Source organism: Clostridiales bacterium, assembly GCA_025757645.1.
GTDB lineage: Bacteria > Bacillota > Clostridia > Oscillospirales > Oscillospiraceae > CAG-103.
This window is the reverse complement of sequence record CP107216.1, coordinates 901,199-913,540: the sequence shown is the minus strand read 5'-3', so window position 1 is coordinate 913,540 and position 12,342 is coordinate 901,199. Positions and strand designations below refer to the sequence as shown.

The 12,342-nt window shown below is 62.5% G+C and carries 10 protein-coding genes and 1 pseudogene; 8 read left to right on the top strand and 3 right to left on the bottom strand.

The genetic code is table 11. The features are described 5' to 3' along the window. Positions 1-102: 102 nt before the first annotated feature. From OGM61_04245 to OGM61_04230, 4 genes are all read left to right on the top strand, one after another. Positions 103-426, top strand: a complete 324-nt coding sequence (locus OGM61_04245; protein UYI85292.1) for a GntR family transcriptional regulator — start codon at positions 103-105, stop codon at positions 424-426. Further along, on the top strand, positions 419-1,312 hold the full coding sequence (locus OGM61_04240) for an ABC transporter ATP-binding protein (protein ID UYI85291.1): 894 nt from the start codon (positions 419-421) through the stop codon (positions 1,310-1,312). Before OGM61_04245 ends, OGM61_04240 begins: the two co-directional genes overlap by 8 nt. Beyond that, positions 1,287-3,158: a hypothetical protein gene (locus OGM61_04235; GenBank protein ID UYI85290.1), complete on the top strand. Its 1,872-nt coding sequence runs from the start codon at positions 1,287-1,289 to the stop codon at positions 3,156-3,158. The genes OGM61_04240 and OGM61_04235 overlap by 26 nt, the downstream gene beginning before the upstream one ends. A 197-nt stretch (positions 3,159-3,355) precedes the next feature. Then, positions 3,356-4,834 carry a trypsin-like peptidase domain-containing protein gene (locus OGM61_04230; GenBank protein ID UYI85289.1) on the top strand — a complete coding sequence of 493 codons (1,479 nt, stop codon included), beginning with the start codon at positions 3,356-3,358 and terminating at the stop codon, positions 4,832-4,834. A 321-nt stretch (positions 4,835-5,155) separates the two neighbouring features. On the opposite strand, the gene OGM61_04225 is transcribed toward OGM61_04230, so the two are convergent. Next, on the bottom strand, positions 5,156-6,607 hold the full coding sequence (locus OGM61_04225; GenBank protein UYI85288.1) for a sodium-dependent transporter: 1,452 nt from the start codon (positions 6,605-6,607) through the stop codon (positions 5,156-5,158). 443 nt (positions 6,608-7,050) lie between these two features. Between OGM61_04225 and OGM61_04220 the strand changes: the two genes are divergently transcribed. Continuing rightward, positions 7,051-7,605, top strand: coding sequence for a phosphoribosyltransferase family protein (locus OGM61_04220; GenBank protein UYI85287.1), 555 nt, complete (start codon positions 7,051-7,053; stop codon positions 7,603-7,605). A gap of 70 nt (positions 7,606-7,675) precedes the next feature. Next, positions 7,676-8,479 (top strand): glycosyltransferase family 8 protein, encoded by an 804-nt coding sequence (locus OGM61_04215; protein ID UYI85286.1) that lies wholly within the window; start codon positions 7,676-7,678, stop codon positions 8,477-8,479. Positions 8,480-8,516: 37 nt separating this feature from the next. Here OGM61_04215 and OGM61_04210 read toward each other — a convergent pair whose 3' ends face one another. Together OGM61_04210 and pta are read right to left on the bottom strand one after the other, a co-directional pair. Beyond that, positions 8,517-8,966, bottom strand: a complete 450-nt coding sequence (locus tag OGM61_04210) for a nucleoside deaminase (protein ID UYI85285.1) — start codon at positions 8,964-8,966, stop codon at positions 8,517-8,519. Between the two features lie 76 nt (positions 8,967-9,042). Then, positions 9,043-10,044, bottom strand: coding sequence for a phosphate acetyltransferase (gene pta / locus OGM61_04205; protein ID UYI85284.1), 1,002 nt, complete (start codon positions 10,042-10,044; stop codon positions 9,043-9,045). Between the two features lie 187 nt (positions 10,045-10,231). On the opposite strand from pta, the pseudogene OGM61_04200 reads away from it, so the two are divergent. Together OGM61_04200 and lepA are read left to right on the top strand one after the other, a co-directional pair. Then, positions 10,232-10,429, top strand: a pseudogene (locus tag OGM61_04200) (helix-turn-helix transcriptional regulator). 110 nt (positions 10,430-10,539) lie between these two features. Further along, entirely contained in the window at positions 10,540-12,342 is a 1,803-nt protein-coding gene (lepA, locus tag OGM61_04195; protein UYI85283.1) for a translation elongation factor 4, read from the top strand.

Below are 12,342 nucleotides of genomic sequence, written 5' to 3'. Positions count from 1 at the left end.
TAACTGTACCAACACGGTTAATACAGTTAATACGCTACAGAAAGTTGGTGTTGCACTACGATCTCGATCAATTACCGCGATTCCCGGCCGATCTACGAACAGGTGCGCGACGGGCTGCGCCGGCTGATCGTGTCCGGCACGCTGCCGCTGGGCGAAAAGCTGCCCTCGGTGCGCGAGCTGTCCACGCAGCTGACCATCAACCCGAACACGATCCAGCGCGCCTACCACGAGCTGGAGACGGAGGGCTACATCTGCTCCGTCGCCGGACGCGGCAGCTACGTCTGCGCCCAGATCCCGGACGATCCCGCGCGGCAGGTCGCCCTGCTGCAGCAGTTCGACGCGGCCGTGCAGGAGCTGCTGTACCTCGGCATGCGCAGTGAGGAGCTGCGCCGCCGCATTCCCGAAGGAGGAACGAACCATGATTGAAGTCAAAGATGTCGTCAAAACGTTTGACGGCTTCCGCGCGCTCGACGGCGTGACCATGACCGTGCCGCGCGGCGCGGTGTACGGCCTCGTCGGGCCGAACGGCGCGGGCAAGTCCACGCTCATCCGCCACCTGACGGGCATCTACCGCCCGGACAGCGGCGCGATCGACATCGACGGCCAGCCCGTGTACGAAAACCCGGCCGTCAAGGCGCGCATCGCCTACATCCCGGACGACGTGTTCTATTTCCCGCAGGCGACGATCCCGGACATGATGCGCTACTACCGCGGCATCTACCCGAAGTTTGACGCCGAGCGCTATCAGAAGCTCGGCGAGGTGTTTCAGCTCGACCCGAAGCGGCAGATCCGCCGCCTGTCCAAGGGCATGCAGAAGCAGGCCGCGTTCTGGCTGGCGATGAGCCTGCGGCCGGACGTGCTCATCCTCGACGAGCCGGTCGACGGGCTCGACCCCGTCATGCGCCGCCAGGTCTGGAACCTCGTGCTGGCCGACGTGGCCGAAAACGGCACGACCGTGCTCATCTCGTCGCACAACCTGCGCGAGCTCGAGGACGTGTGCGACCACGTGGGCATCATGAACGACGGCAAGGTCCTGCTCGAGCACCCGCTCGCGGAGCTGCAGGCCAACATCGTCAAGGTGCTCGTCGCCCTGCCGGACGAGGCGAAGCTGCCCGAGGGGCTCGACATCCTGCACCAGAGCAGTCAGGGCCACCTGCACACGCTGATCGTGCACGGCGACGCCGCCGAGGTCACGAACCGCCTGTCCACCGCGCAGCCGCAGTACCTCGACGTGGTGCCGCTGACGCTTGAAGAGATCTTTATTTATGAACTGGGAGGTGCGGACTATGCCGTCAAAGACATCCTTCTGTAACGGAACGGAGTTTCGCAAGTGCCTGTCGCGCTGGTGGCCGCTGTGGGTCATATACGGCGTGATTCTGTTTATCATGCTGCCGGGTGTGCTGCTCAACGCGCGCTCGACGATACCGTATGTGTCGGCCGAGCAGAGCAGCTATCTCTCGAACGTCATTCTCTCCGAGACGCAGATGCTGCTGCCGCTGACAGCGTTTTGCGCGGGTCTGCTCGCAGCCGCCGCCATGTTCGGCTATCTGTACACGCCGCGCGGCGCGGGACTGGCCGCCTCCCTGCCGATCCGGCGCGGATGCATGTTCCGCACGCATCTGCTGGCGGGCCTTTTAATGCTGCTTTCGGCTGAGGCCGTGATCTTCGGCCTCGCCGTGCTCATCGAGGCGACGCGTTTCGAACTCGTCATCGAGCCGCTGCTCATCTGGCTGGGCATACTCGCGCTTGAGACGGTCGTATTCTACGGCATCGCCGTGCTGTGCGCCATGTTCACCGGCCACGTGGTCATGCTGCCGTTCCTGTACCTGCTCGTGAACTTCATCGCCGTGGGCTTCCAGCTGCTCGTCGAGACCGTGCTCTACATGTTCGTGTACGGCATGTCGGGCATGGTGGATCTGCCGGTCGACTGGCTCTCCCCGCTGGTGCTGTTCATGCGGCGCACAAGTGTCGGTCACGCCGATCTGGTGCGTCCGATCAGCGGCACGGGGGCGGAGGTCGCCATTGCCAACTTCTCCGGCTGGACCTATCCGCTCGTCTGGGCGGCGTTCGCGCTGCTGCTGCTCGTATGCGCGGGTCAGCTCTACCGCCGCCGCCGCATGGAGAGCGCGGGCGACACCGTCGCCATCCCGGTGCTCAAGCCGGTGCTGAAGTACATCGTGGCGCTCTTCGCCGGGCTGGCAATGCCGGTCGGCGTGTACGGCATGCTGCTCAACGTGCCGGCCTACCGGGCACATCTGGCGCCGTTCCTGCTGCTGACCGTTCTTGGCGCGGCGCTCGGCTTTGTCATCAGCGAGATGGTCATCCGCAAGTCCCTGCGCGTGCCGCGCACGGTCTGGCGCGGCTGCGTGATCACGGCGGTCGTGTGCTGCCTCGTCGTGGTCGGCGCAAAGTGCGACCTCTCGGGCTACGCCCGCCGCATCCCGGATACCGCGCAGGTCAAAAGCGTGCGCATCATCTGCAACGGTTACAACTCCACGCTCACCGAGGCGGAGAACATTCAGGCCGTGGAGGACATCCACCGCGCCGTCGTGGCGGAGCGCGAAAAGATCACGGACGACACCAGCATCACCAGTCTGCAGCTGACCTACAAGCTCTCGAACGGCAAGGTGCTGATGCGCGAATACGTGCTCCCCAACACGAGCACGCGTCTGGCGCAGATCGAGCAGGTGCTCAACTGCGACGAAGCGCGCACCACGCGCAACACGCCGGAGCTGGCCGTGACGCTCGAGCACCTCACCTACACAAACATCGGCTATGAGACCGAAAGCGGCGACTACCTCTACATGGAGCTCACGGCCGAGCAGGCGCTCGACCTGTACGAAAACGCCATCGTGCCCGACTGCGCGGACGGCACCATGGGCCGCGCCTGGCTGACCGACAGCGGCACGCGGCAGAGCACGGCCTACGCCGTGACCATCAGTTATCAGCTCAGCCAGTACGACCCGGCAACAGGCGAAACGACCTACGCCGACGTCGACTACACCCCGCTGACCGATTCCACGCGCACGCTCGCGTGGCTGCGCGCGCACGGCATCGAGCCGCTGCTCGAGGGTGACTCGATCAAGTACGGCGGCGATGCCGACACGCAGCCGGCCATCAACACCTATGAAACGACCGACAGCAGCTTCGGCCGGTAACACCCGCAAAGCCCTACCGTCCGCACATCCGACGATGTGCGGACGGTTTTTTGCCGCGCGTTCACAAATCGGACGCAGTGTTCACAAATGCTTTTGGGAATATTCGAAAAATCTTCGCCCTTTGTTCATGCCTCTGTTACAAATATCGGCTACGATATAGACACTTCAAAAAACCAATCAGCCGGGAGGCAGATAACATGAACGACGCTTCCAATTTCCCCGAAAACGAACAGCCGGAAGCTGAAAACACTTCCGCGCAGGCGGATGCCGAGAACACCACCGCACCGGGCCGCGTGTGCCCGCAGTGCGGCGCGGCGCTCGAGCCGGGCGCGAGCTTCTGCACGAGCTGCGGCGCAAAGATCGACGACAGCGAGGACATGACGTACCACATCGTCCGCCCCGAGGCCGAGCACAGCTACGAGGACGCGAACTTCCACCCCAGCGACGACGCGGGCAGCACCCCGCCGCGCTACTACACGCCGAACGACGACGCCTGGGCCGAGAAGCCCAAGCACAAGCACCACCCGAGAAAGCCCAAGACCGTGCGCACGCCGGAGCAAAAGCGGCTCATCACGCGCATCGCGTGCCTGTGTCTCGTGTGCGCGCTGCTCGGCGGCCTTGGCGGCGGCGCGATCGCGGGGCTCATCACCCGCTCCGCCAGGACCGGCGGCAGCACCGCCTCGAGCTCCAACGGCACGCTCGTGACGCAGCCGGTCAGCTCCGACCCGAGCTCCGCCTCGTCGATCTATGATCTGGCATGCAAGCAGGTCGTCGCCATCACGACGGAAGTGACCTACACCAACTACTTCGGCCAGACGAGCTCCCAGGCGAGCTGCGGCAGCGGCTTTTTCATCACGGATGACGGCTATGTGCTCACAAACTACCACGTCATCTCCACCGCGCACCAGTACGGCTACAGCGTGTCCGTGCTCACCTACGACGGCACGACCTATCAGGCGACCATCGTCGGCGTGGACGAGGACAACGACATTGCCCTGCTCAAGATCGACGCCAGCGGCGTGACGCCCGTCACCTTCGGCGACAGCGACAGCATGGCCGTCGGCGACACGGTGTATGCTGTAGGCAACCCGCTCGGCGAGCTGGAGTTCACCATGACGAGCGGCATGATCAGCGCGCTCGACCGCACCATTACCACCTCCGACGGCACCGACAGCGGCATCAACATGTTCCAGATCGACGCTGCCGTCAACGCCGGCAACTCCGGCGGCCCGGTGTACAACACCTCCGGTCAGGTCATCGGCATCGTGACCGCGAAATACAGCTCCTCCGGCGTGGAGGGTCTGGGCTTCGCCATCCCGGTCAATGACGCCGTGGCCATCGCAAACGACCTGATGAAAAACGGCACCGTGACTGACCGCGCTCAGCTTGGCATCACGCTGCAGGCCATCCCGTCGAGCGCCGCGCAGTACTACAACATGCCGGACGGCGCGTATGTCAATTCCGTCAACAGCGGCAGCTGCGCCGAGAAGGCCGGCCTGAAGGCGGGCGATATCATCACCGCCATAGACGACACGGCCGTCTCCTCCGGCGACGCGCTGCGCAGTGCCCTGCGCGGCTACTCCGCCGGCGAGAGCGCCACGCTGACCGTCTCGCGCAACGGCGAGACGCTGACGCTGACCGTCACATTCGACCGCGCCAGCGACAGCACGAAGTAAGTGCATCCCCTCTCTATCGTCCATCGGCGGCGGGTAACCGCCCCGCCGCCGCAAACTTACCAATCCTCTTTTTTCTTTCTCCCATCTTCATTTTCCCCAGCGGAAGAGCGCCGCGCAGAGCCATCTGCACGGCGCTTTTTCCGTTCTTCCGCTGCGGCGGTCAGAACAAACGGCCGGAAGCGGCGGTTCCTCTTCCCCGCCCGGAGAAACAACGTAGCCATCCCTGCCACACGGCGGACAGCGCAACAAAAACCGGCAGCCAAAAAGGCTGCCGGTTGCGGTTGTTTTGTTTCGTTGTACGAAAGGTTTCCGCTGCTGCGATCAGTTGAACCAGCCCAGACCGAAGAACGTGCTGATCTGCACAAGCAGGATGAAGAACATGATCACGGGGCAGAGATACTTGATGCAGAAGGTGTAGTAGCCGTGGATGTGGCCGTTGTAGCCGCTGTCGATCTCGCCGTACAGGGATTTCGGCTTGATCTCCCAGCCGACCATGATGGACATGAGCAGGGCGCCGAGCGGCATGGCAATGCCTTCAGAGAGCATATCCATGAAGTCGAGCCAGTCAGCGCACCAGTCAGCCTTGGAGTTGATGTGGAACAGATCCTTCGGAGCGATGCCGTTGGAGCCGAGACCGTCAACCGCGACGAGGCAGGCCAGCAGGGTGATGGCGAGGCAGACGACGGCGAGCACCTTGTTGCGGTCACGCTCGTGACCCTTGGCGCTGGCGTGGTCGATGAAGGTGACGGAGACCGCCTCGATCAGGGAGATGGCGGAGGAGATGGCCGCGATCAGAACGAGGGCGTAGAAGATCAGGCCGAAGATACCGCCGATGGTGCCCATGTCATGGAACACGTCCTGCAGCGTGGCGAACAGGAGGTTCGGGCCGCCGAGCTTGATATCAGAGACGGCCATGCCCTTGGCGATGCCGTTGGCGACGGCCGCCGGGATAACGGCGAGACCGGCCATGATGGCAACGAGGGTATCGGAGATAACGATGATGACGGAGTTTTTCGGGAGGTTCTCATTCTTGCCGAGGTAGGAGCCGTAGGTGATCATGGCGCCCATGGCAAGAGACAGGGAGAAGAACATCTGGCCGCCGGCCGTTGCGAGAACTTCCATAAAGCCGGGCGCCTTGTCAAAGAAGCCCGCCTTCAGAGCGTAGCCGGGGACGAACATATACTTGAGGCCGACGTCCGCATTCGGAAGCGTCCAGGCACGGATGATGACGATGACGAGCATGACGAACAGTGCGGGCATGCCGATCGTGTTGAACTTCTCAATGCCGCCGCCGACACCGCCGCGGTTGATGAGATAGCAGATGACCATGAACAGAACCATGCAGCCGATGCTGGCCCACGGGTTGGTGAGCAGAGCCGCGAAGGAGCTGCTGTCCGGCATGCCGCTGAACATGCCGACGACGTTGATGACCATGTAATAGATGCAGTAGCCGCCGAGGACCGAGTAGAAGGTCATGATCAGGAACGGGGCGATGATGGCCAGCCAGCCGATCCACTTGAACTTCTTCGAGACCTTCTTGTAGGCGTTGACCGGGCCGAAGCCGGTGCTGCGGCCGATCGCCAGCTCAGAGAGCATGATGGCAAAGCCGACAAATGCCGCCAGAGCCAGGTAAACGATCAGGAAAGTAAAGCCGCCGCATCTGCCCATCTTGTACGGGAAGCCCCAGATGTTGCCGAGGCCGACGGCAGAACCGATGGCAGAGAGCAGAAAGCCGATTGTGCTGCCAAATGAACCACGTTTGTTTTCGTCCATTGTTTTTCCTCCAATTTCAAATTCGCTTTTCCCGGAACTCCCCCCCAAATGACGCCGGACGATAACCGCTTCGTCCGCTGTCCATAACCGCAAGCGGGAAATTCACGATCAAGTTATTGCTAATTTACACTAAAATCGCAAAATTCGCAACTGTTTTTCGTCGATTTTGTTCACAAACTGTTCAATTTTAGCCAATGCAATGGATAAGGGCACAAAAAGGGAACCGCTTTTTAGATAATCTGACGGCGTTAGCAAAATGGCAACTCCCATTATTTTGCTATTTTGTTTCCGAATGGATGCTATTACTGAAACATATGCGAAACACTCCCGCCGATATGACACGAGCGCCCCGGTATTTTCTACCGCCGGAAGCCTTGCATTTTTCCGGCAATCATGTATAATACTTTTGTTACTCTGTTTATTTTACTTAGGAGGAATTTCAAATGACATATGAGATGGATATCGCCGGGCTAAAGCGCGATCTGCCCCTGTGCAAGGTCACGGACGACCTGTACATCGGCGCGTTCGTCATGTTCGGCGACGTGGAGCTGACCGTGCACTGCGCAGCCGAGCTTCTCAAGCTGACGCCCGAATATGACTACCTGATCGCACCCGAAGCGAAAGCCATCCCGCTGGTGTACGAAATGGCCCGCCAGAGCGGCGCGGACAAATATTTCGTCGCCCGCAAAAAGGCCAAAGCCTACATGAGCAGCGTGTTCCAGGTACACGTCAAGTCCATCACGACGCAGGGCGTACAGACGCTCGTGCTCGACCAGACGGACGCGGAGCTGATCCACGGCAAGCGCATCGTCATCGTCGATGATGTGATCTCGACCGGCGAGTCGCTGCGCGCGATGGAGGAGCTCGTCAACGAGGCCGGCGGCATCATCGTCGGCAAGATGGCCGTGCTCGCCGAAGGCGACGCCAACGACCGCCCCGACATCACCGTGCTCGGCAAGCTGCCGCTGTTCAACCCCGACGGCACGCCGAAAGCGTAATCCGGACGCACAGGACACGCGGGCGCTGCCAACGCAGCGCCCGCGTCTGTTTTTTTCAGGAGGGATCATCATGAACCTGCTCTTTGCGATCAATGGGGGCTACATCCCCACGTTTCTGGGCTGCATGCGCAGCGTGCTGCTGCACGGCGGCGCGAGCCACTACGAGGTGTTCATCCTGCACTCCGACCTCACGGACGGCGACGAGGCGGACATCCGCACAGCGCTGCCGGACGTGGATTTCCACTTCGTGTTCGTCGACCCCGCGATGTTCGATGGCTTTCCGGAATCGAAGCGCTACCCGCGCCAGATCTATTACCGCATCGCGGCGCCCCTGCTGCTACCGGACACGCTCGAGCGCATCCTCTATCTCGACGCGGACACGGTCATCATCAACCCGCTGACGGCGCTGTATGCCACGCCGTTCGGCGATGCGTACTTCATGGCCTGCACGCACACACGCAAGCTGCTCGAAAAGCTCAACGCCGCGCGTCTGGGCATGGACGAGGCTGCGCCGTACATCAACACCGGCGTGCTGCTGTATAACCTCCCCGCCCTGCGGGCCGATCTGGATATGGAGCGTGTGCGCGCCTTCGCCGACGAGAAGCAGGATGTGTTCCTGCTGCCGGATCAGGACATACTCACCGCGCTCTACGGCGACCGAGTGCACCTGCTCGACAGCATGGTCTATAATCTCAGCGACCGCATCCTCGCGCTGCACAACGCGGAGCTGCGAAACGCCCCGGTCGACCTCGACTGGGTGCGCGCGCACACGGTCATCATCCACTACTGCGGCCGGCTCAAGCCGTGGAAACCGCACTATGTCGGCGTGCTCGACGTGTTTTACCACGAGCTGATGGAAGAGATTCAGAAATAAAAAACATGCGTTCCGAACGATCGGGACGCATGTTTTTTTATCCGCGCAGGCCGCCGAAGAACGCGCGCAGGACATCCGTGCAGTCATCTGCCAGCACGCCGCCGTAGATGGCGGGATGGTGGCCGTAGCGCTCCTCAAAGAGGTTGAGCACGCTGCCGCACGAGCCGAAGTTTGGCTCCCTCGCGCCGTAGACGACGACCGGCACGCGGGCGTTGATGATCGCCCCGGCGCACATGGGGCACGGCTCAAGTGTGACATAGAGCGTGCATGCGTCAAGCCGCCACGTGCCGCGCGCGCGGCATGCCTCGGCGATGGCCTCCATCTCGGCGTGGGCGTCGGCCCGGTGCGTCCGCTCGCGGCGGTTGCGCCCGCGGCCGATGATGCGGCCCGCGCCGTCGGCGATCACGCAGCCGACCGGCACTTCGCCGTCGGCCGCCGCCTCGTGCGCGAGCGCGAGCGCTGCGCGCATATATTCCTCGCGCTCCACAAGCGCTCTCCCCTTTCAAAAAACCGGCGCTGTCATCGTTAACAGCGCCGGAAACACGTTTTGGACGAAAAACCGATCAGGCCAGAGCCGCCGTGATGATGGACATCTGGTAGACTTCCTCGGCGTCGCAGCCGCGGGACAGGTCGTTGATCGGGGCGTTCAGACCCTGCAGGATCGGGCCGTAGGCCGCGAAGCCGCCGAGGCGCTGCGCGATCTTATAGCCAATATTGCCGGCTTCGATGCACGGGAAGATGAAGGTGTTGGCGTGGCCCGCGACCGGAGAGCCGGGGAACTTCAGCTGGCCGACGACCGGGGAAACGGCCGCGTCGAACTGCATCTCGCCGTCGAGCTTCAGCTCGGGCGCGAGCTCCTTGGCGATGACGGTGGCGTCGTGGCTGAGCGCGACCGTGCCGCCCTTGCCGGAGCCCTTGGTGGAGAAGCTCAGCATGGCGACCTTCGGGTCGATGCCGAAGGTCTCGGCGGTCTTGGCGGTCTCGATGGCGACCTCGGCCAGCTTCTGCGCGGCAGAGAACGTGACCTCGCCGGTGGCCTTGTCGACGGTGTCCTGATAGTCGATGTTGATGGCGCAGTCGCCCATGGCGAGCATCTCGTCGCCGCGGACCATGATGAAGCAGGAGCTCACGAGGTGGGCGCCCTTCTTGGTCTTGATGAGCTGCAGCGCCGGACGGACGGTGTCCGCGGTGGAGTAGGTCGCACCGCCGAGCAGCGCGTCGGCCACGCCCATCTTCACGAGCATCGTGCCGAAGTAGTTGCCCTTCTGCAGGTTGGCGCGGACTTCTTCCATGGTCATCTTGCCCTTGCGCAGGTCAAACATGCACTGGGCCATCTCGTCCATCTTGTCGTAGTTGGCGGGGTCGATGATCTCGAGACCCTCGATGTCGAAGCTGCCGGCCTTGGCCGCAGCCTTCACGTCATCGACGTTGCCGACGAGGATCGGCGTCAGGAAGCCGCCCTGCTTCAGGCGGGCAGCGGACTCGAGGATGCGGGCGTCGGTGCCCTCGGTGTAGACGATCTTGCGCGGATTGGCTTTGAGAACTTCAACCAGATTTTCAAACATGGTGTTTTCCTCCAATATGTTCATCTATTTTCTGTTTGCTGTGAACATGGTTTCACAAGTAAATAGTGTAACACCCCCTTCGACGTTTTTCAAGTCTTGCGCGCGATTTTATCAAGAGGCTGTTGCCGTTTGGGCGTGGGCGTGGTAAAATACAGTCCGTTATCATGAATGTTACAGGAGGTGCGGCATGGAACGCAATTTTGCTGCCGTCATGTCGGAGCTGCGCCACGCGCGCGGGCTGTCCCAGCGCAAGGTCGCGGCCGATCTGAAGATCAGCCAGGCGCTGCTGTCCCACTATGAAAACGGCGCGCGCGAGCCGGGGCTGGCGTTCGTGTGCCGGGCGTGCGATTACTACGGCGTGAGCGCGGACTTTCTGCTCGGCCGCGCGCCGAGCCCGACGTGCACGCCCGAGCAGCTCGAGGCGCTGCGCGTGCTCGTGCAGGACGTGCGCACCGCCGCCGACCGCGCCGAGGCCGCACTGGAGGAGATTGCCCTATGATCCCACAAGAAGACATCCGCAATTTTTCGATCATCGCACACATCGACCACGGCAAGTCCACGTTGTCCGACCGGCTCATCGAGCTGTGCGGCGCCGTGGATCAGCGCGAGATGGAGCCGCAGCTGCTCGACAACATGGACCTCGAGCGCGAGCGCGGCATCACGATCAAGGCGCGCGCCGTCGGCCTGACGTATCACCGCGGCGGCAAGACCTACACGCTCAACCTCATCGACACGCCGGGCCATGTGGACTTCAACTACGAGGTCAGCCGCTCGCTCGCCGCGTGCGAGGGCGCCGTGCTGATCGTGGACGCCTCGCAGGGCGTGGAGGCGCAGACGCTCGCCAACACCTACCTGGCGCTCGAGCACGATCTCGAGATCCTGCCGGTCATCAACAAGATCGACCTGCCGGCCGCCGACCCCCAGCGCACCAAGACCGAGATCGAGGACATCATCGGCATCCCGGCCATGGACGCGCCGGAGATCTCGGCCAAGCAGGGCATCAACATCCAGGCCGTGCTCGACGACATCGTTGACCACGTCCCCGCCCCGAAGGGCGACCCGAACGCCCCGCTGCAGGCGCTCGTATTCGACAGCCAGTATGACAGCTACCGCGGCGTCATCGTGCTCATGCGCATCGTGGCCGGCACGCTCCGGCGCGGCATGGAGGTGACGATGATGTCCACCGGCGCGTCGTACAAGGTGCTGGAGGTCGGCCACCTGCGGCCCATCGGTCTCGACCCGTGCGACGAGCTCGGCTGCGGCGACGTGGGCTACTTCACGGCGAGCATCAAGAACGTGGAGGACACGCGCGTGGGCGACACCGTGACCGAAACGGCCCGCCCCGCCGCTGAGCCGCTGCCCGGCTACCGCCCGGCGCGGTCGATGGTCTACTGCGGCATTTACACCGAGGACGGCTCGAAGTACCCCGATCTGCGCGACGCGCTCGAAAAGCTCAAGCTCAACGACGCCTCGCTCTCGTTCGAGCCGGAGTCGTCGGTCGCGCTCGGCTTCGGCTTCCGGTGCGGCTTTCTCGGTATGCTGCACATGGAGATCATTCAGGAGCGGCTCGAGCGCGAGTTTGACCTTGACCTCATCACGACGCTGCCGAGCGTCATCTACCGCATCACAAAGACCGACGGCACGGTGCTCATGATCGACAACCCGCACGACTACCCGAACCCCGCGTCCATCGAGGTCGCGGAAGAGCCGTTCGTGAACGTGTCGATCATCACGCCGCAGGAATTCGTCGGCAACATCATGCCGCTGTGCCAGGATCTGCGCGGCGAGTACAAAAATATGCAGTATCTCGACAGCCGGCTCGTGGAGCTGCACTACGAGATGCCGCTCAACGAGATCGTCTACAACTTCTTCGACACGCTCAAGGCACGCACGAAGGGGTACGCCTCGCTCGACTATGAATTTTCCAGCTACCACCCGAGCGAGCTCGTGAAAGTGGACATGCTGCTCAACGGCGACCAGGTCGACGCGCTGAGCTTCATCGCCCACAAGGACAAGGCCTACGGCCGGGCGCGCAAGCTGTGCGAAAAGCTCAAGGAGAACATCCCGCGGCAGCTGTTCGAGATCCCGGTGCAGGCCGCGATCGGCGGCAAGATCATCGCGCGCGAGACCGTCAAGGCCCTGCGCAAGGACGTGCTCGCCAAGTGCTACGGCGGCGACATCACGCGCAAGAAAAAGCTGCTCGAAAAGCAAAAGGAAGGCAAGAAGAAAATGCGCCAGCTCGGCACGGTCCAGATCCCCACGGAGGCATTTCTCGCCGTGCTCAAGCTCGATGAATAA